This window comes from Polynucleobacter sp. AP-Nickl1-40-C4 (assembly GCF_035012665.1).
In the GTDB taxonomy this organism is placed as follows: domain Bacteria; phylum Pseudomonadota; class Gammaproteobacteria; order Burkholderiales; family Burkholderiaceae; genus Polynucleobacter.
This window is the reverse complement of sequence record NZ_JAYGQR010000002.1, coordinates 202161-221886: the sequence shown is the minus strand read 5'-3', so window position 1 is coordinate 221886 and position 19726 is coordinate 202161. Positions and strand designations below refer to the sequence as shown.

General features: G+C 45.2%; 16 protein-coding genes. 9 read left to right on the top strand and 7 right to left on the bottom strand.

Annotated features, from left to right (window positions below; translation table 11 throughout):
* Window positions 1–75: 75 nt before the first annotated feature.
* Window positions 76–888, bottom strand: a complete 813-nt coding sequence (locus tag VC182_RS03465) for an outer membrane beta-barrel protein (RefSeq protein WP_323484511.1) — start codon at window positions 886–888, stop codon at window positions 76–78.
* Between the two features lie 237 nt (window positions 889–1125).
* On the opposite strand from VC182_RS03465, the gene VC182_RS03460 reads away from it, so the two are divergent.
* Genes VC182_RS03460 through VC182_RS03420 form a run of 9 tightly spaced genes read left to right on the top strand, consistent with a single transcriptional unit; the run spans window position 1126 to window position 12300 of the window.
* Window positions 1126–1761, top strand: coding sequence for a TetR/AcrR family transcriptional regulator (locus VC182_RS03460; protein ID WP_076023263.1), 636 nt, complete (start codon window positions 1126–1128; stop codon window positions 1759–1761).
* 50 nt (window positions 1762–1811) lie between these two features.
* Entirely contained in the window at window positions 1812–3599 is a 1788-nt protein-coding gene (locus tag VC182_RS03455; RefSeq protein ID WP_323484510.1) for an acyl-CoA dehydrogenase C-terminal domain-containing protein, read from the top strand.
* Window positions 3600–3609: 10 nt separating this feature from the next.
* The gene (locus tag VC182_RS03450; protein WP_323484509.1) at window positions 3610–6051 is read left to right on the top strand and encodes a 3-hydroxyacyl-CoA dehydrogenase/enoyl-CoA hydratase family protein; all 2442 of its coding nucleotides are present in this window, start codon (window positions 3610–3612) and stop codon (window positions 6049–6051) included.
* 17 nt (window positions 6052–6068) lie between these two features.
* Window positions 6069–7265 (top strand): acetyl-CoA C-acyltransferase, encoded by a 1197-nt coding sequence (locus VC182_RS03445; RefSeq protein ID WP_216241555.1) that lies wholly within the window; start codon window positions 6069–6071, stop codon window positions 7263–7265.
* Window positions 7266–7306: 41 nt separating this feature from the next.
* Window positions 7307–7762: a DUF2147 domain-containing protein gene (locus tag VC182_RS03440; RefSeq protein ID WP_323484508.1), complete on the top strand. Its 456-nt coding sequence runs from the start codon at window positions 7307–7309 to the stop codon at window positions 7760–7762.
* Between the two features lie 20 nt (window positions 7763–7782).
* Window positions 7783–8763, top strand: a complete 981-nt coding sequence (locus tag VC182_RS03435) for an NAD(P)H-dependent flavin oxidoreductase (protein WP_216120918.1) — start codon at window positions 7783–7785, stop codon at window positions 8761–8763.
* A 5-nt stretch (window positions 8764–8768) separates the two neighbouring features.
* Window positions 8769–9533, top strand: coding sequence for an enoyl-CoA hydratase (locus VC182_RS03430; RefSeq protein WP_072582351.1), 765 nt, complete (start codon window positions 8769–8771; stop codon window positions 9531–9533).
* 59 nt (window positions 9534–9592) lie between these two features.
* On the top strand, window positions 9593–10045 hold the full coding sequence (locus tag VC182_RS03425) for a (2Fe-2S)-binding protein (RefSeq protein ID WP_072582350.1): 453 nt from the start codon (window positions 9593–9595) through the stop codon (window positions 10043–10045).
* Window positions 10042–12300, top strand: a complete 2259-nt coding sequence (locus VC182_RS03420; protein WP_323484507.1) for a xanthine dehydrogenase family protein molybdopterin-binding subunit — start codon at window positions 10042–10044, stop codon at window positions 12298–12300. The genes VC182_RS03425 and VC182_RS03420 overlap by 4 nt, the downstream gene beginning before the upstream one ends.
* Window positions 12301–12319: 19 nt before the next feature.
* Here the strand turns inward: VC182_RS03420 and VC182_RS03415 are convergent, their stop codons facing one another.
* The 6 genes from VC182_RS03415 to VC182_RS03390 form a co-directional block, all read right to left on the bottom strand.
* Window positions 12320–13918, bottom strand: a complete 1599-nt coding sequence (locus tag VC182_RS03415; RefSeq protein WP_323484506.1) for a choline dehydrogenase — start codon at window positions 13916–13918, stop codon at window positions 12320–12322.
* Window positions 13919–13927: 9 nt separating this feature from the next.
* Complete coding sequence (locus VC182_RS03410; RefSeq protein ID WP_323484505.1) at window positions 13928–15082, bottom strand: alkane 1-monooxygenase; 1155 nt, start codon at window positions 15080–15082, stop codon at window positions 13928–13930.
* 114 nt (window positions 15083–15196) lie between these two features.
* On the bottom strand, window positions 15197–16729 hold the full coding sequence (locus VC182_RS03405) for a DHA2 family efflux MFS transporter permease subunit (RefSeq protein ID WP_323484504.1): 1533 nt from the start codon (window positions 16727–16729) through the stop codon (window positions 15197–15199).
* 9 nt (window positions 16730–16738) lie between these two features.
* Complete coding sequence (locus VC182_RS03400; protein WP_072582345.1) at window positions 16739–17707, bottom strand: efflux RND transporter periplasmic adaptor subunit; 969 nt, start codon at window positions 17705–17707, stop codon at window positions 16739–16741.
* 20 nt (window positions 17708–17727) lie between these two features.
* Window positions 17728–19200, bottom strand: coding sequence for an efflux transporter outer membrane subunit (locus VC182_RS03395; RefSeq protein ID WP_323484503.1), 1473 nt, complete (start codon window positions 19198–19200; stop codon window positions 17728–17730).
* The gene (locus VC182_RS03390) at window positions 19197–19685 is read right to left on the bottom strand and encodes a MarR family winged helix-turn-helix transcriptional regulator (protein ID WP_323484502.1); all 489 of its coding nucleotides are present in this window, start codon (window positions 19683–19685) and stop codon (window positions 19197–19199) included. The genes VC182_RS03395 and VC182_RS03390 overlap by 4 nt, the downstream gene beginning before the upstream one ends.
* Window positions 19686–19726 lie beyond the last annotated feature (41 nt).

Sequence of the window (19726 nt, the reverse complement as noted above, 5' to 3'; positions counted from 1 at the left end):
TTCTAATCACGACAACAATAAATCCAAAGAAAAAGCCCTCTGCAATGAGAGGGCTTTTATTGAATATCTACAACATTAGAAGCGATAGCCTACACCAACCAAAATATCAGTACCATTGCCACTTACGGTCATGCCCTGTAGGGTTGTACCGGCAGAATTAGTAAGAGTGGCTGTAAGATTTTTTGTACCATAAGAGCCATAGTTCACCTCACCAAATGCATATAAATGCTCAGTAACCATTTGCTTATATCCAAGACCCAAAGTCCAGCCTGTAAGGTTGGTACTTTGATAGGCAAGTGTAGGTCCTGATAAGCCAATAGTTGCCCCTGTGTAACCGAGTTTTGCATAAGCTAAACGTTCTTTATCAATGGCATAACCAGGGGTAATGGTGATGCTATAAAGATTTTTAACGTTGTAAGTAGCAGTAGTGCTTCCACCGGGTACATTTGCAGGGGATCCAACCAATGCACCAGCTGGGCTTGAAATAGTTGTTGGGGCCAAGCTTAATTGCCCAGTTGCACCTGAACTTGCACCAGGATAGTAAGAGGCTCCTAACCCTAAGATCCAAGTTTCATTGATGCCAAAGTTGTAACCTGCTGATAGCGATGCAGTTGCAGTATTCACATTGTTCACGTTGCTAGCGGATGCTGACTGAGTAACTGTTGCAGGATAACCATATGCAGTCAAAGGTGCGCCAGTAAGAGGTGAGTTACCAGTTGAGCTTACCGCTGAACCACTACCGATTTTTGGCACAAACATTCCATAACCAACGCCCACTTGTCCATAGGCACCTTCCCATGCGTTTACTTTAACTGATTGTGCATTTGCACTAGCTGCAAATACGCCCATCATCGCTAATGCCAAGGCGCTAATTTTTACTGTTTTCATATGTCTTCCTGTGTTAATTTTTTTAATGATTCACAACAACTTCACAAATCTTAATTACCTTTAAGTAAATATGTATCTCGGGTTTTCCCTCTATTTATTTTGCAGTGCATCAATTTGGTTAGCTCTGTAGATAGGAATCTTTATTTAATGGGTCTAGAAACTGGTTTCGAGAATGAATTAATGATGTAATATAAACGAACGATCGTATTATTTTTACAACAAATTGCGTAAATTGAAATGACCATACAAGAATCTACAGATTTACAGCGAGAAATAATGGAGCCTAAAAAAGGGGCCCTGACAAAGAACTCCATTATTGAAGCGGCTCTTGCGATCGCCAGTAAATCGGGGCTTGAAGGCTTAACCATTGGCAATATTGCAGAAGCGGTCAATATGAGTAAAAGCGGTGTCTTTGCTCACTTTGGCTCCAGGGAAGAGCTACAAGTTGCTGTAGTGAGGGAGTATTACCAACGGTTTCAAGGTTTAGTCTTTATCCCCGCACTACTGAAGCCCAAAGGCTTGCCTCGCTTAAATCAAATGATCCAACTATGGCTCAAGATGAGTATTGGCGATGACAGTTCTAGCTGCTTCTTTATTGCTGGGGCTGTTGAGTTTGATGACCAACCTGGCATCGTCCGCGATGAGTTGGTACGTAGCGTAGAGGATTGGCGCTCTGCTATCCGCAGGGCAATTAAAGAATCTATCGCTGCTGGTCACCTGAAGAAATCTCTGAATGTAGAGGCCCTGCTCTTTCAACTTTACAGCATTGTTCTTGGGGTTCATCACGATTCTCGTTTCTTAGATAACCCCAAATGCTTGGTAACCGCAAACAAGTTAATTAAAGAAATTTTGAGTAGCAATAAATCAAATTAAAAAACCCAATCAACAAATCTCTTCAACACCTCAATAGATAGAAGAACATCATGCCCCAATATAACCCCCCTCTTCGTGATATTCAATTTGTGATTCATGAACTCCTCAGCGCTGATAAAGAATTTGCTGCCTTACCCGCTTACCAGGAGGTTGATAAAGACACTATCAATCAAATTATTGAAGAAGCCGGTAAGTTTGCTAGCGAGATCGCCTTTCCATTGAATCAAATTGGTGACAAGGAGGGCTGCACTCGCCACGAAGACGGCTCTGTTACTACGCCTAGTGGCTTCAAACAAGCCTATCAACAATATGTCGCTGGCGGTTGGCCTGCATTGTCATGTGATCCTGAATATGGCGGTCAAGGATTGCCGCAGTTACTTAATACCGTTCTATATGAAACGCTCAACTCCGCAAATCAATCTTGGACGATGTATCCGGGCCTATCGCATGGAGCCTATGAATGCCTTCATGCCCATGGTACTGATGAGCAGAAGAAACTGTATCTTGAAAAACTCGTTTCTGGCCAATGGACAGGAACGATGTGTTTAACGGAACCGCATTGCGGCACGGATCTTGGTTTACTCAAAACCAAAGCTGAGCCTCAAGCAGATGGCACTTATGCCATCAATGGAACCAAGATCTTTATTTCTAGCGGAGATCATGATCTCGCAGAAAATATTGTTCATTTAGTGTTGGCGCGCTTACCGGACTCTCCAATTGGAAGCAAGGGCATCTCTTTATTTGCAGTACCTAAATTTCATGTGGGAGCTGATGGTGCTATTGGCAAAGCAAATGCAGTGTCTTGCGGCTCCTTAGAGCACAAGATGGGTATTCATGGGAATGCCACCTGCGTTATGAACTTTGATGGCGCTATTGGTACATTGGTTGGAGAGCCGCATAAAGGTCTAAACGCCATGTTCGTCATGATGAATGCCGCTCGACTTGGTGTAGGCATGCAAAGTCTGGGTTTAACTGAGGTAGCCTATCAAAACTCTGCAGCTTATGCCAAAGAACGCTTACAAATGCGCAGCCTTACCGGAGCCAAAGCTCCTGAAAAAGCAGCCGACCCTATTATTGTTCATCCAGATGTCCGCAGAATGCTACTAACGCAAAGAGCCTATGCAGAAGGTGCGAGAGCATTTGCATACTGGGTTGCACTGATGATCGATACTGAACTGAATCATCCCGATGAAAAGGTTCGCAAAGAAACAGGTGAAATGGTTGCCCTACTCACCCCAATTATTAAAGCCTTCTTAACCGATAACGCATTTACTGCTACCAATGAAGGTATGCAGGTATTTGGTGGTCATGGCTATATTGCTGAATGGGGTATGGAGCAATATGTTCGTGATGCTCGTATCAATATGATTTATGAGGGTACCAACACCATTCAATCCCTTGATCTCTTAGGTAGAAAAGTTCTTGGAGATATGGGCAAGAAGCTCACCAAGTTTGGCAAGATCATTGAACAGTTCATTGAGGATGAAGGTGTTCGTAAGGAAATGCAGGAGTTTATCGATCCGCTTTCTGATATCGCTGTCAAGGTTGAAAAGCTCACCAAAGAAATTGGTATGAAAGCCATGATGAATCACGAAGAAGTGGGTGCTGCTGCAGTGCCCTACTTGCGCGTTGTTGGTCACTTAGTTTACTCATACCTCTTTGCGCGGATGGCAAAAATTGCTTTAGCCAATAAGGCTAGCAAAGATCCTTTTTATGAAGCGAAATTGGCTACTGCCCGCTTCTACTTTGACAAACTCCTTCCTGAGACAGCCATGCTGATCCGTCAAGCACGTGCTGGCTCTAAATCGTTAATGGCTATGCCTGCTGATTTTTTCTGAGAGACTAAATATGAGTGATAACAAGATTATTAAGAAAGTAGCCATCCTAGGCGCTGGCGTGATGGGCGCTCAGATTGCTGCGCAATGTATTAATGTAGGGTTGCCTGTAGTGTTGTTTGATTTGCCGACGAATTCTGAAGATGGCAAACCTTCTAATAAGAATGCAATTGCCATTAAAGCGATTGAGAATCTTAAAAAGTTAAAGCCGGCACCTTTGGGTTTATCTTCAGAAGCCAATCTAATTACTCCAGCAAATTATGAGGACGACTTAGGTCTTTTAGCGGGTTGCGACCTCATCATTGAAGCCATTGCAGAGCGTCTCGATTGGAAGCATGCTCTCTATGAAAAAGTAGCGCCACATATTCCGGCGCATGCTCTGTTTGCTACCAATACCTCAGGCCTTCCTATCGGCGAACTTGCCAAAGGTTTTTCTGGTGATCTGAAGAAGCGCTTCTGTGGCGTGCACTTCTTTAACCCACCTCGGTATATGCATTTACTAGAGCTCATTCCAGCGGCAGACACTGATCCCGCCGTATTGGATGCACTTGAAACCTTTATGACTTCCACGATGGGCAAAGGGGTTGTGCGCGCTAAAGATACCCCGAACTTTATCGGCAACCGTGTAGGTGTTTTCTCGATCCTGGCCGTTTTTGCAGAGGCGCAAAAGTTTGGTCTGGGCTTTGATGAAGTTGATGCCATTACCGGTAGCAAACTTGGACGTGCTAAGTCAGCAACCTTCAGAACCAGCGATGTCGTTGGCTTAGATACCATGGCTCATGTTATTAAGACTATGGAAAATGCATTACAAGGCGATTCCTTCTCTGCTCTGTTTAAAACTCCTGAGGTTGTAAGTCAGCTCATTGCAAAAGGTGCGCTGGGACAGAAAACCAAAGCAGGCTTTTATCGCAAGGACGGGAAGAATGTTCTTGTATTGGATGCTGCCACCGGTGAATACAAACCATCTACTGCAACGATTGAACCACTAATTGAACGCATTCTGAAAAAACCGATTGCAGAACGACTTGAATTGCTACGCGAGACCGATGAACCGCAAGCTCAGTTCTTATGGGCTATCTATCGGGATATCTTCCACTACTGTGCTATTCATCTTGGTGAGATTGCGCAATCTGCTCGAGAAATCGACTTCGCGATGCGCTGGGGTTATGGTTGGAATTTAGGCCCCTTTGAGGACTGGCAAGCAGCTGGCGTTACGCAAGTGGCTAATTGGATTAAAGAGGATATTGATGCAGGCAAAACACTAAGCAAAGAGCCTTTGCCCGCATGGATCTTTAATGGACCAGTTGCTGATAAGCAAGCTTTCCATACGCCTGAAGGTTCATGGTCTGCATCTGAGAATAAATACATTCCCCGCTCTGCTTTGCCGGTATACCAAAAGCAAGTATTTAGGGCGCCACTGTTAGGGGATGGCTCTCCTGATCCTAAAACAGCGGGCACCACTGTTTTTGAGAACACGGACTTCCGAGCTTGGGTTGATGCCAACCAACCTGAGGTATTAATTGCCTCATTCCGCTCGAAGATGAATACCTTCAGCCCAGACGTATTAAGTGGCCTACAAAAAGCCGTTGAGATCGCAGAAGCGAACTATGCAGGATTGGTGATCTGGCAACCTACTTCATTGAAGCTAGGCACGCCTGGTGGGCCCTTTTCTGCAGGTGCTAATCTAGAAGCTGCAATGCCTATGGTCATGAAAGGCGGCCCTGCTGGAGTTGAGCCGTTCGTCAAAGAGTTTCAAGATACGATGATGAAAATCAAATACTCCCAAGTGCCTGTAGTTGCCGCAGTCTCTGGTATTGCCCTAGGGGGTGGTTGTGAATTAGTTCTCCAATCTGCGCGCAGAGTTGCTGCTATGGAAAGCTATATTGGCCTGGTGGAAGTTGGTGTTGGCTTATTACCTGCTGGTGGCGGACTTAAAGAAGCAGCCATTCGTGCGGCTCAAGGCGTTGCGCTTGCTGGGAACACCAATTATTTGGATTTCACCAAAGCCGCTTTTGAAAATGCTGCAATGGCTAAGGTTTCTTCATCAGCTCAAGAAGCAATGAGGATGGCTTACCTCCAAAAGGGTGACATTATCGTTGCAAACGTTTATGAGTTGCTAGCTCAAGCACAAAATCAAGTCAAGGCAATGCGCTACTCCGGATACAGACCTCCTATACCAACCTTAATACCGGTTGGTGGCCGTTCTGTTGCCGCCACCGTGATGGGTCAAGTAGTCAATATGCGTGACGGTGGCTTTATCTCTGAACACGATGCGCACATTGCTCAGAAGATCATTCAGATCATTACTGGTGGCGATGTCGATGCAGGAACGCTAGTTACTGAAGAGTGGCTGCTCAAACTGGAGCGTCAGGCTTTTGTGGAGCTCATTGGCCACCCTAAATCCATGGAACGGATTATGGGTATTCTCCAAACTGGCAAGCCTGTTAGAAACTAATTTACCGAGATATCACTATGAAAAATATTCAAGACGCATATATCGTTGCTGCCACTCGCAGTGCCGTTGGTAGATCTGGACGAGGTGCATTAAAAAATACTCGTCCGGATGACTTACTTGGCAATGCCTTGCAGCACGTACTGACACAAGTCCCCACCTTAGATCCCAAAGCAATTGAAGATGCCATTATTGGCTGCGCCATGCCAGAAGGCCAGCAAGGATTAAATGTGGCCCGCATTGGACTTCTTTTAGGCGGCCTTCCCAATACTGTCGGCGGCATTACCGTTAACCGCTTCTGTTCATCAGGCTTAAATGCGATTGCTATGGCCGCTGACCGCATAAGGGTTGGTGAAGCAGATGTCATGATTGCTGGTGGTGTTGAGTCAATGAGCATGGTGCCTATGGGCGGCAATTCTCCATCAATGTCGCCAGAAATCTTTATGGGCGATGAAAACATTGGTATCGCTTACGGGATGGGCTTAACCGCTGAGAAAGTTGCGCAGCAATGGAAAATCAGTCGTGAAGATCAAGATGCTTTTGCATTCCATTCGCATCAAAAGGCCATGGCCGCACAAGCCGCCGGTGAATTTAATTCTGAAATCTTTCCAGTCAAGGTGGCTTATCGCTCCATGAATCTAGACAAGGGTCAAGTAGATGTGCAATGGCGCGATTTTTTGAAGGATGAAGGTCCGCGCGTTGACACTTCACTTGAAGGTCTAGCTAAACTCAAATCTCCATTTGCAGCTAGAGGTAGCGTTACCGCTGGCAACAGCTCACAAACCTCTGATGGTGTTGGCGCACTCATCTTAGCCAGTGAAAAAGCGATCAAGACCTTTGGCCTTACCCCTTTGGCACGCTTTGTCAGTTTTGCCGTTAAGGGTGTTCCACCTGAAATTATGGGTATCGGCCCTAAAGAGGCGATTCCAGCCGCATTAAAACTAGCTGGACTCAATTTGCAGGATTTGGACTGGATCGAGTTGAATGAAGCGTTTGCAGCCCAGTCTTTAGCAGTCATTCGAGATCTTGGCTTGGATCAAAGTAAAGTTAATCCTTTGGGTAGCGCTATTGCCCTTGGACATCCATTGGGGGCAACCGGCGCCATCCGAGCTGCGACAGCGATTCATGCCCTACAGAGACGTAATCTTAAGCACGCCATGGTGACAATGTGCGTTGGTACTGGTATGGGCGCTGCTGGAATCTTTGAGCGTTGTTAATCAGAATTTATCAACATCAACCAATATTAGGGGGCAAGAGAATGCTAAAAAAACAATTGATCTTATCGGCATGTTGTCTTAGTCTGATCGCGGGAAATGTGTACGCTCAAGCAACCGACCCAGCTATTGGGGTTTGGAAAACGATTGATGATAAAACCAATCAACCAGCTTCCTTAATTAAGATTGAAGAAGCCAATGGCCTTTTACAGGGCACCATCATCAAGACATTCCCATCTCCTGGCGAAACGCCGCTAGTCTATTGCAATCTCTGCAAAGATGAGCGCAAAGATAAACCACTTGTTGGCATGAAAATTATGAGTGATCTTAAAAGAGATGGGTCAGGCGCTTGGTCAGATGGAAAAATCTTAGACCCCAAGAATGGTGAAACCTACAAAGTTAGGCTAACAACCGAAGATGGCAAGAAAATGGATGTCCGCGGCTATATTGGGGTTCCATTATTAGGTCGTACCCAAGTTTGGTACAAAGCTGAGCAGTAATCCACAGATCATTTAAAAATATGAGCAATAAACCTCTTCCAGAAGTTCTTCGTAAACATTTGGCGGATGGTAATTTACCCGTCATTGCAGCGCCTCTATTCATTATCAGCAATCCTAAATTGGTAATTGCCCAATGCAAAGCGGGAGTGATTGGCTCTATGCCCGCACTTAATGCGAGGCCGGCTGAGCAGTTTGAAGAATGGTTGATTGAAATTACAACTGCATTGGATCTATACAACAAAGAACATCCTGAAAAGCCTGCCGCACCCTTTGCCATCAATCAAATTGTGCACAAGAGCAATGATCGCCTTGAACATGATATGGCTCTGTGCGTCAAATACAAAGTACCCATCATCATTACCTCGTTAGGTGCTCGTGAAGAAATTAATACTGCCGCACATAGTTATGGCGGAATCGTATTGCATGACATTATCAATAATGCCTTTGCTAAAAAGGCGATAGAAAAAGGTGCTGATGGCTTAATTGCTGTTGCAGCTGGCGCTGGTGGACATGCTGGCATTAAAAGCCCATTTGCATTGATTCAGGAGATTCGGGAGTGGTTTAAAGGCCCGCTAGTTTTAAGTGGATCCATTGCTACTGGTGGCGCTGTTTTAGCTGCTCAGGCAATGGGCGCTGACTATGCTTATATTGGTTCAGCATTCATCGCTACCGAGGAAGCTCGTGCCAGTGATGCGTATAAGCAAGCGGTGGTTGATTGCAATTCAGACGATATTGTCTTGAGCAACCTATTTACTGGCGTATCTGGCAACTATTTAGCGCCATCTATACGCAATGCCGGCTTGGACCCAGACAATCTCCCCGAAAGCGATCCAAGCAAGATGAACTTTGGTGGCGCAGCTCAGAAAGCCTGGAAGGATATTTGGGGTTGCGGTCAAGGTATTGGCGCCGTGAAAGCGGTTACACCTACAGCGCAATTTGTAGGTCGCTTAAAGGCTGAATATGATCAAACTAAAGCGAATTTGCTTAAAGGTACAGCATAGACGACATGATTAATCATCATCTATCGGATGGCATCCTCAAGATACTACTGAATCGTCCTGAGAAAAAAAATGCATTCACCAATGCCATGTATAGTGAGCTTACGCAGATATTGTCTGATGGCGACCAAAATCCCGAAGTAAAAGTGATGTTGATATCTGGGGCTGGCAATGCCTTTTCTGCCGGAAATGATATTGCTGATTTCATGCAATCCCCCATTACTCATAAAGATGCCCCGCCCATTAACCTATTGAAAGTGCTGGCAGGATTAACTAAGCCGTTAATCGCTGCGGTTGATGGTGTTGCCGTTGGTATAGGGGCGACATTACTGTTTCATTGTGATTTGGTATACGCTCAAAAGGATGCACGCTTTATTTTTCCATTTGTTTCGCTAGGATTGGTTCCAGAAGGCGCCATCTCTTTATTACTTCCACGCCTCGTTGGTCATCAAAGAGCGTCAGAAATATTGCTTTTTGGCGAACCCATGAGCGCTGACGATGCACAGCAAATTGGATTTGCAAACAAGGTAATTACAGAGCCATCCGCTTTGCCTTATGCAGAGCTGCAAGCTCAAAAACTTACCTCCCTCTCCTTCGGGTCTGTTTTACGCACTAAGTCACTATTGAAAGATGGCGCTCTGAAGACTGCAGTACTCAATCAAATTGATATTGAGGGCAAACTCTTCATTGATAGGCTTCATAGTCCTGCAGCGAAAGAGGCTCTGACCGCCTTTTTAGAAAAGCGCGCTCCTAATTTTGATGGGCTGGATTAGTAATGGTTTTTAGTTTTTGAGAATGTAGCATTCCTAGATCTATCAATTCGGGAGAAAATATGCAATTAACCATTAACGATAAATCAGTTGAGCTGACGGTAGATCCTAGCATGCCCCTACTGTGGGTTATTCGCGATGTTTTGAATATGACTGGAACGAAATATGGCTGCGGCATAGCCGCTTGCGGAGCTTGTACTGTTCTCGTTAATGGTCGAGCTACGCGTTCCTGCGTAACCCCGGTGGAAAGTGTCTCTGGCGCAAAAATTACCACTATTGAATATTTAGGCACCCCAGAAAAGCCCCACCCTCTTCAAGCTGCTTGGATTCAAGAACAAGTTCCACAATGTGGCTATTGTCAAAGTGGCATGCTATTAGCCGCTGTAGATTTATTGGCACGCAAACCTAAGCCAACCGATGCTGATATCGATGAAGCGATGTCCAATATTTGCCGTTGCGGTACGTATCAAAGAGTCAAGGCTGCCATACATACCGCAGCAAAGGAGCGAGCATGAAGCGCCGGACGATGATCCTCAGCACACTTGGTGTTGCAGGTGCGCTCATTGTGGGATGGGGCGTCCTCCCAGCCAGATCACGACTTGGAAGTCCTGATAATTTCTTGACTGGAGATGGGGCTATTTCTCTGAATGGCTGGATTCAGATTGCACCCGATGGTAGCGTGGGTCTGGCTATGAATAAAAGTGAAATGGGACAAGGTATTTTTAATGCCCTGATGATGCTTGTAGCAGAAGAGTTAAACGCCCCAATGGCCAGCATTTATCTTCACCAAGCTGCTTATGACGGCATTTATGGCAACGTAGCACTTTTTATGGGAGCCCTGCCGCTGCATCCCGTCGTCAATGACGGTGAAAAACCTTTCATTATGAAAAGTAGTGAGTGGCTTGTTGGCAAAGTTGCTCGTGAATTAGGTATCAATGCTACTGGCGGCTCTACTTCAGTAGCGGATTCGTGGCTCAATTTACGTTATGCTGCAGCTACAGCAAAAGCCAGCCTACTGATGGCTGCATCCAAGCAATGGAATGTACCCGCCAAAGATTTACAGGTAATAAATGGAAAAATTATTAGCCCTGGTGGCAAATCAGCTCACTTTGGAGACTTTGCTAAAGAGGCTGCAGCTCTCACGCCATATGAAGTGACGTTAAAAGATCGCAAAAACTGGGAGGTAATTGGCAGGAGTGCGAAACGTGTGGACATCCCATCAAAGACAGATGGTTCAGCAATATTTGGCATAGATATCAGACTGCCAAACATGCTTTATGCAACCATCGTTCAAGCGCCGATGATGGGTGGAAGTGTGAGGGAGCTAGACACAAACCAAAATGTACCAGGATTGATAAGTATCGTTCCACTCAAGAGCCATGCAGGATCAGCCAATGGTTTTGCCGTTGTTGGAAAAACAACCTGGGACGCGATGCAAGGATCTAAACAAGTCAAAGTACAGTGGGCCGAGAGAAAAAATGGCGCCATTAATACCGATCAAATATTACAAACACTCCACGAAAATATAAAAACGGATAGTGGTTTTACTTTCTATAAAACAGGCGACACAAATGAGGCTGAGAAAAAAGCCAACAACATTATCGAAGCTAGCTACTCTGCCCCCTACTTGGCACATGCAACTCTTGAGCCAATGAATTGCACTGTCCAGGTTAAAGATGGGCAAGTGGATGTATGGGTCCCGACTCAAATTCCAGGACTAGCGAGAGCAATGGCTGCAAAAATCGCCAATGTTCCTGTTGAGAAGGTAAATGTTCATGTGACTTTATTGGGCGGTGGATTTGGACGACGCCTAGAGCTTGATTTTGTCTCCCAAGCCGTACAAGTTGCCATGGTTACAGACGGTAAACCAGTTCAGCTAACTTGGTCACGAGAACAAGATATGGCTAACGACTTTTATCGACCAATGCAAGCCACGCAGCTCAAAGCGGCCCTCAATGAAAAAGGTCAAGTGCAAAGCTTGCGCATCATCTCTGCTGGTGACGCCATTACTCCTCGATGGATGGAACGTGTTTCCATTCCATTGGCTGGCCCAATTGATGCCCCAGATAAAACAGCATCAGAAGGACTGTTTGACTTTCCGTATGCCTTTACTAATCAACATATATCCCATATACCAACCCATATGGGTGTACCAATTGGTTATTGGCGTTCCGTTGGTCATTCTCAAAATGCCTTCTTCCTAGAAAGCTTCATTGATGAATTGGCTTATGCAACTCAACAAGACCCACTCGCTTTTAGAGAATCCCTGCTTACAGATGCGCCGCGCTATTTAGCGGTCTTACAACTTGCTGCCAAAAAAGCGAATTGGGGCGGCCCTCTTCCAAGTGGTCACGCTAGAGGAATTGCACTGCATGAATCCTTTGGCTCGATTGTGGCGGAAGTTGTTGAAGCATCAATTCAGAATGGAAAACCTCAGGTCCACAGGGTAGTTTGCGCAATTGACTGTGGCACAGTAATCAATCCCAATACGGTTGCCCAGCAAATACAAAGCTCAGTCAATTTTGGATTAACAGCAGCTTTGTACGGCAAGATAGATATCAAAGATGGCGTGGTTCAGCAAACAAATTTTAATAACTATCCAATATTGAGCATGTCAGAGTCACCCCAGGTAGAGACTTGGATCGTGCCCAGCACGAGGGCGCCAGCAGGTGTGGGTGAGCCAGGTGTGCCTCCTATTGCCCCAGCCCTCAGTAATGCATTATTTGCATTAACTGGCAACCGCATCCGAAAGCTACCTTTATTAGCTTAGCTTTTGGAATGAAACTTATTTAAGCTTCGGCTCGAATAAGATCAACTGCTTTTTCAGCGATAGCGATGATGGGCGCATTGGTATTGCCCCCAATAAGGGTTGGCATGATCGATCCATCAACCACCCTTAGACCCTCAATTCCATGAACTTTTAATTGAGAGTCGACGACTGCCATTGGGTCATTACCCATTTTGCAGGTACCCACTGGGTGATACACGGTATCTGATCTTTGCCTGATAACGTGACGAATATCATCATCTGTTTTTACATAAGGCGTAAAAATATCCTTCTTACGAATCTTAGTAAACGTTGGGGCATCCATTAATTTTTTAGTTAATTTATAGCCTTTAACTAAAGTCTCTAGATCCTCATCTTCTTTTAAAAAGCCAGGATCAATTAAGGGTGATTCATTCATACTTGCGCTAGCTAATGTTACTTGACCGCGGCTCTTTGGCCTAAGAACGCATACGTGACATGAGTATCCATGAGCCATATGGAGTCTTCTCGCATGATCGTCTACTAGACTAACCACAAAATGCAACTGCACATCTGGAGCCTCTAAGCTGGAATCTGTTTTCAAGAATCCGCCTCCTTCGGCAAAGTTAGTCGCCAACAGGCCTTCGCGAGAGCGCACATACTTCATAATCTCACCCGTGATTTTGACGGTGCCACCAAGTGAAATGCCAATTAAATCAAGACTATCCGCAGAATAACCAAAGATAAAGTCGGGATGATCTTGCAAGTTTTGACCAACGCCCGGTAAATCATGTACCAGTGGAATATCAAACTTTTGCAGTTCTTTTTTAGGTCCCACTCCAGACACCATTAACAATTGAGGGGAATTAAAGGCTCCAGCACACAGGATGACTTCTTTGTTTGCGCGAATGATATGGTGCTTGCCGCCTTGGTTGTAACTCACACCCATTGCACGCTTACCTTCGAATAATATGCGCTCGACTTGAACGCCAGTTTGAACATTTAAATTAGAGCGCTTGCCCATATATGGATGAATATAGCCGCGCGCAGCACTCCAACGCTCCCCATTTTTATGGGTTACTTGATAGATACCCAGACCCTCTTGTTCCTCACCATTGAAGTCATCATTAATCTTAAAGCCAGCTTCTTTAGCGGCCTCCAAATAATATTGTTGAAAGGGATTATGGGATTGAAGATTGGAAACATGTAAAGGGCCATCATTTCCATGGAACTCATCAGCTATAGCGGCGTTATTTTCGCTTTTTTTGAAATAAGGTAGTAGATCTTGATATGACCAACCGTCATTTCCTAATTCCGCCCAGTGGTCATAGTCTGATTTATGGCCGCGGATATAAATCATTGCATTAATTGCTGAGGAGCCTCCAAGACACTTTCCTCTGGGTTGATATCCACGACGTCCATTTAAGCCCGATTGCGGTACAGTCCTATAAGCGTAGTTGTTTAATGGGGTTGGCAGCATAGCAACAGCGCCTGCCGGAGTCTTCACAACCCAACTATCGCCCTTGCCGCCCGCCTCTAGTAGCACCACTGAGGTGCTGGCATCTTCGCTTAAGCGCCCTGCCACAACTGAGCCACCAGATCCTCCGCCAATCACAACATAGTCATAGCTATGTGAAGTCATGCTGTCTCCTTAATTGCACCAGCGCTGATATAGTTTTCGGCTGGCCGATGGCTGAATATTTATTTTACTTAGATCACCAGTGTAGTGTTTCACTACACGATGATCCATCAAGGCAAACCATAATGGTGGAAAGTAAGCCAAGGTAATCATGGATGCATACCCACCCGGTAATTGCGGTGCTTTATCAAAATGTCGCAGCGCTTGATATCGTCTAGTTGGATGAGCATGATGATCAGAATGGCGCTGTAGGTGATACAACAAAATATTTCCGACTATATGGTTACTGTTCCAAGAGTGCTCTGGTGCACAGCGCACGTACTCACCACCTTGATCTTTTTGACGCAATAGTCCGTAGTGCTCTACATAGTTCACAACCTCCAACATGGAGGCAGCGTAGATGCCCTGAAGGGCAAGAAAGATCAGGGCTGCCCATCCCAACCAAAGCATGAGAGCACCATACAAGAGAATGGTGAGAGACCAAGCTTGGAGATTTTCATTCTGGATACTCCAAACGCCCTTACCTTTTCTTTTTAAGCGTTCTCGCTCTAATTCCCATGCGGAAATTAGGCTGCCCAATACAGTACGCGGCAGAAATGCCCAAAAACTTTCCCCCATACGGGCGCTAGCAGGATCCTCTGGTGTTGCCACCCGCTTATGATGGCCGCGGTTATGTTCCACAAAGAAGTGGCCATACATACTGGAGGCTAATGCCAATTTAGAAAGCCAGCGATCTACGGACTCTTGTTTATGCCCTAACTCATGAGCAGTTCCAATGCCAATACCATTGGTAGATCCCACAGTAAATACTAAGGCGATGTAGGCATACCAATCTAAAGACTGAGTCGCTGCCAACCAAGTTCCATAGACTGTGCCAATGAGCTGAAAGGGAACATAGAGCCAAACCAACGCACGATAAAAGAAATCTTTATTCAAGTTCTCAACAGCGGATTCCGGAGGATTGCTAAAGTCTTCACCAAAAGTCAGATCCAAGATTGGTATGGCGATATGAATGATGGCGGGGGCAAAAAGCAAATAAAGCCACTGACCCGTCAATACGAATGCCAGAATAGAAGCGGTAAAAGCAAATGGAATAGTTGGGCTCAATAACCAAAGCCAGCGCTTATCATTCCACTCTGGATTTTGGGTTGTTGTTATGCTATTCATAACTACATCTTAGCCTCCACTCACAAAAATTGCTTGATTGGATGGCCCGCCTTTTGTGATGCAGTGTTCGGAGCATCTCAGTAGAATCCCTAATGACGCAGCATTAAAGCCTCATTAGTGACCGATAAGGCCCGATCCGAATGGAGGTTTAGATAACCAGATTAGGGGCATCAGCGCCACCAAAATGAGTCCTGCCAATAGCATTAGCTGATTGGTTGAAAGCATGTAGGCCTGAGAGGTAACCAAGTTATCAACTAAGGCATATCGCTGCATTTCTGTCATGCCGAGTTTGGCAGTTGTTTCCATCAATTGTTGGTATGCAAGATTCCCCGTCTGAATATTGCTCATGAGGTTCTCATGCTGTCTAATCGCATTGTCCTGCCAGAGCGTAGTGGCAACCGCTGTTCCTACACTGGCACCCACGTTTCTTAAAAAGTTAGAGATACCCGTACCAGAAGCAATTTGACTCCCCCTGAGCTGTGACATAGAAATTGCAGACATTGGCATGAAGAATCCTGCAATACCCACACCCATAATGAGGCGAGCAAACATCAGTGTTTTTTCATCGACGCCAGTTGTAAAGCCGGCAGCCATCCAGCACCCAATTGCCATGGCGGCAAATCCAATAGTGGCAATGATTCTCGCGTCAATACGATGGATATTGGCCCCAAATAAAGGGCCACAAAATAAAGCCAATACTCCAGTGATTGCCATGACCTTGCCAGAGTTAAATGCGGTATAGCCCAATTGGGTTTGCAGCCATAAAGGGCCGATCACAATGTAGATGTAAAAGGCAAAAGATCCTATCCCCAAGCAGATGGCAGAGGTACGAAAGTTCACCAGCCTAAATAAGCGCAAATCCACAATGGGGTGCTCTGCCCCCAACTCCCAGAGAACAAAGGCGACCCAAGAGATAAAGGAGATCGTTGCTAAAGTTGCAATGAATGATGATGACAACCAATCTAATTCACTACCCTTATCAAGTGCAATTTGCATCGAGGCGACAGCAGCAACTAGTAGCGCTATGCCAATAAGATCAATTTTCTCTTTAGAGGACTCAGGCTTTGGAGCCCCATACAACCAGTAAACCATCACAGCAACCAAAATGCCAAATGGCAAATTGATATAGAAAGCCCAACGCCACACCAAATTATCGGTAAGCCAGCCACCAATTAAGGGTCCTAATACAGGCGCCACTATGGTAGTTGTCGCCCAAATACCCAATGCCATACCCCGCTTTGCTGGCGGATAACATTTCATGATCAAGGTTTGGGAAAGCGGAATCATTGAAGCGCCAACAATGCCTTGCAAGATGCGCGAGATGACCAGCACCTCGAAGGATGGCGCCAACCCACACAGCATTGAAGCTATCGTAAAAAGTATTGTGGCAAAGATAAACTGACGTACCTCGCCAATTCTCTTGGCTAGAAAGCCGGTTAATGGCAAAAAGATAGCTTCGCTAACTGCGTAGGAAGTAATGACCCAGGTCCCTTGAGTTGGGCTAATAGCAAAATCTCCTGCAATCGTTGGTAAAGCAACGTTTGCAATGGACATATCAAGAACGTTCATAAAGGATCCCAAGGCAAAAGCCAAGGTTCCAAGTACCAGCTTATATCCCTTAAGAGGCTCTAGCTCAGGCGCACTCATAAGGGCTAATTATGGCTTCTTAGAGTTCGTCAATAGAGACTGAATATGGCGCTCAGCTTTATCAAATTGCTTTTGATAAATAGTAGTGTCACTAATGGGACCTTTATCCATCGCCTGTAGTGAACTACCATCGCGATCACTAGTATCGACTTTAACATTCATTGATAAGCCAATATTTAAGGGGTACTTACTTAACTCATTACTATCCAGCGCGATTCTCACGGGTAAACGCTGCACTACCTTTACCCAATTTCCCGTGGCATTCTGAGGTGGCAAGAGAGCCAAAGTGGAGCCTGTTCCAGGGGCGAAGCCAACGACTTTCCCATGAAATTCCATCTTTCCGCCATAGATATCAGACTCCAATTTGACTGACTGTCCAATGCGAATATTTTTAAGCTGGTCTTCTTTAAAATTGGCATCAACCCAAATCTGATCGCCAGCAACCATCATTGCCAGTTGAGTGCCTGGAGCTACACGCTGGCCAACTTGAGCATACCGTTTTGCTATTGTGGCTTTAGCTGGACTTTGGACATCAACTCGAAGTAGATTAATGTAGGCTTGGCGTGCATTAGCCATCGCTTTTAGCAAGGCCAACTGGGAATGCTCCAGCTCCTCTTTAGACACACTGGCATCGCCTTGTAAGGCCTTACGTTTTTGGTAATCAGCCTCCGCATTACGCAAATCAATATCTGCTTTTTCTGAAGCAATCATTACTTCTGTAGGATCAATCCTAAAGAGTGTTTGGCCCTCCTCGACAGATTGGGTTTCAGAAACATTGACAGTAGCAATGGCCCCCTCTATTTGAGATACAACCTGAATCTGCGATCCTGATACATATGCATCATCAGTAGATTCTGAATTACGGCTAAAAATAAGCCAGTAAAGCAGCCCTAAAAGAAAGATGCCTATCAAGATTGCAAAAAGGATCTTGAAAGCTTTTGGTCGATTAAACCTGCCATTGTTTGTAGTAGTGTCCATGAATATTCTGAGTGAAATACTTATTGAGTTTGTCCGCTTAATTTCGCTTGAGTTTTAGATTTAGACTGAAGATAAGAACCACCTAAGGCCTGAACCAGTACCACATTGGCAGTTAACAGTTTGGATTTAGCATCTGCATAGTTTTGCCCCTGCAACAGATAAGCCTGCTCCGCAGTTAAAGACGCTTCTTTGGAGGCGATTCCAACCTCGCTTCTACTGCGCGTAATTTCAAAATTTCTTTTAGCGTTTATCTCGGCATTAGTGAAGCCCTCATAATTGGCCTGTGCATTCTTCACAGATCCAATGCTATCGGCAACCTCACGCAAAGCTTGTACTAGTTGCTCCTGATATGAGGCAATCGCTTGGTTTCGATTCGCTTCTTTGCCGGTTACGTTGGCATCAATTACGCCGCCATCAAAGATTGGCAGATTTATCGCAGGGCCGATACTAAATTGCTGACTTCTGCTAGAAAAGAGTTGAGATAAGCCAAATGATTGAACTCCGATGAAACCTGCAAGATTCACGTCCGGTAAGTACTCTAACTTTGCACCTTCTAATTGCAGCTTTGCTACATCAATCTGACTTAAGAGCGCCTGTAAATCAGCCCTGCGCTCCAATAGATCGGATGGGATAACTTCGGGAAGACTAAGATTAGTTACCTGAATAGAGGGGGCCTTGAGCGATTCACCCCAGGATGGGCCCTCCTGAACCAACGCAGCAAGTTGATGCTGCATCATCCTCACACTCAAGTTAGACTGATTGACATTAGCCTGAGCGGACTCTAATTCTACCTTGCGTTGATTTACTGTCAACGCATCAACTAGGCCAGCGTGTTGGCGGTCAATGGCAATGCGCAGTAAATTCTTTTTGACCTCAAGCTCTCTCGCATAAAGTTCTCGAGCCAGAACCATATGATCATAGTCAAAATAAACACGCACAATAGTGGTCGACAGAAGGAGTTCTGATGCTTTGTAATTTGCTTGAGCAACAAGCACCTGGTTCTTGGCGGCATCAAAATACTTCTTTTGCTTTCCCCAAATATCCAGAGACCAGTTAAGTGATGCATTGGCTAGTCCGTATCCAGTGTAAATAGGCATGCCAGGCACAAAAATATAATTTTGTGAAAGTTGTTGTCGATCAACCTGACCTCCAACACTTACCTGAGGAATAAATGCCGCCCTTTCGCTCTCTAACATCGCTTGGGCTGCTACTAACCTTGCGCCTGATGTATCCAGGCTAGGAGACTGCTTAAGCCCCAGTTGAATCAATTGATTTAACTGCGGATCACCAAATGCCGTCCACCAAGAATCTTCAATAGGATTGGTGCTGCTGTTATTAATATTGTCCTGTGTACCCAGCTTTGGCTCAAGCACGCCAATAGGTTTCGCTGTTTGCTCAGGTAACGCCTGTCTAGGAAAAAAGGCACAAGCCGATAGGAGCAAGCCTATAGAAGTTATTAGGACTAAACTACAAATCCAACTTAAGCATCTCATGAGAGCACCTCTAGTTGCTGTAAATTATTTTTTTCAATTCGCAATAAGAAATCGCGCAATTGCTCAAATTCTTTTTGCGTGAAACCATTTAATGACTGATTCAATAGATTGCACCACAGTGGTGGAATCGATATTGCAGCCTTCTTTCCGGCAGCAGTGAGTGACAGGCCAATTACCCGTCCGTCCTTTTTGGAGGGTACTTTTTGTATGAGTTTCATCTTTTCCAGTTTTTGAACCACGCGCACACTTGCTGCGGCATTAACTCCCAACGCTTGCGATAAGGAAGAAATCGTAGCTGCTTCAGAATGTGAAACAAGGAGCAACACGCTCATCTGCGCTGCGGTAATACCAAGATTAGCCAGCTTCAAATCACCTAGGCGTTGATAGCTTGATTTGTTACGCAACATCAAATAAGCAACACTGCCCTGGGGGGTGTAATTGTCTGGGGTATAGAAGGATGATGGTGCAGGGCTGGTGTTTTTCATAAAACTAATTGACTAGTCAACGAATCTTATAACATAAGAAC

What these genes read in the sequence shown, in the direction of transcription:
- VC182_RS03465 (WP_323484511.1), bottom strand. Translation starts at nt 888, where the DNA reads ATGAAAACAGTAAAAATTAGCGCCTTGGCATTAGCGATGATGGGCGTA.
- VC182_RS03460 (WP_076023263.1), top strand. Translation starts at nt 1,126, where the DNA reads ATGACCATACAAGAATCTACAGATTTACAGCGAGAAATAATGGAGCCT.
- VC182_RS03455 (WP_323484510.1), top strand. Translation starts at nt 1,812, where the DNA reads ATGCCCCAATATAACCCCCCTCTTCGTGATATTCAATTTGTGATTCAT.
- VC182_RS03450 (WP_323484509.1), top strand. Translation starts at nt 3,610, where the DNA reads ATGAGTGATAACAAGATTATTAAGAAAGTAGCCATCCTAGGCGCTGGC.
- VC182_RS03445 (WP_216241555.1), top strand. Translation starts at nt 6,069, where the DNA reads ATGAAAAATATTCAAGACGCATATATCGTTGCTGCCACTCGCAGTGCC.
- VC182_RS03440 (WP_323484508.1), top strand. Translation starts at nt 7,307, where the DNA reads ATGCTAAAAAAACAATTGATCTTATCGGCATGTTGTCTTAGTCTGATC.
- VC182_RS03435 (WP_216120918.1), top strand. Translation starts at nt 7,783, where the DNA reads ATGAGCAATAAACCTCTTCCAGAAGTTCTTCGTAAACATTTGGCGGAT.
- VC182_RS03430 (WP_072582351.1), top strand. Translation starts at nt 8,769, where the DNA reads ATGATTAATCATCATCTATCGGATGGCATCCTCAAGATACTACTGAAT.
- VC182_RS03425 (WP_072582350.1), top strand. Translation starts at nt 9,593, where the DNA reads ATGCAATTAACCATTAACGATAAATCAGTTGAGCTGACGGTAGATCCT.
- VC182_RS03420 (WP_323484507.1), top strand. Translation starts at nt 10,042, where the DNA reads ATGAAGCGCCGGACGATGATCCTCAGCACACTTGGTGTTGCAGGTGCG.
- VC182_RS03415 (WP_323484506.1), bottom strand. Translation starts at nt 13,918, where the DNA reads ATGACTTCACATAGCTATGACTATGTTGTGATTGGCGGAGGATCTGGT.
- VC182_RS03410 (WP_323484505.1), bottom strand. Translation starts at nt 15,082, where the DNA reads ATGAATAGCATAACAACAACCCAAAATCCAGAGTGGAATGATAAGCGC.
- VC182_RS03405 (WP_323484504.1), bottom strand. Translation starts at nt 16,729, where the DNA reads ATGAGTGCGCCTGAGCTAGAGCCTCTTAAGGGATATAAGCTGGTACTT.
- VC182_RS03400 (WP_072582345.1), bottom strand. Translation starts at nt 17,707, where the DNA reads ATGGACACTACTACAAACAATGGCAGGTTTAATCGACCAAAAGCTTTC.
- VC182_RS03395 (WP_323484503.1), bottom strand. Translation starts at nt 19,200, where the DNA reads ATGAGATGCTTAAGTTGGATTTGTAGTTTAGTCCTAATAACTTCTATA.
- VC182_RS03390 (WP_323484502.1), bottom strand. Translation starts at nt 19,685, where the DNA reads ATGAAAAACACCAGCCCTGCACCATCATCCTTCTATACCCCAGACAAT.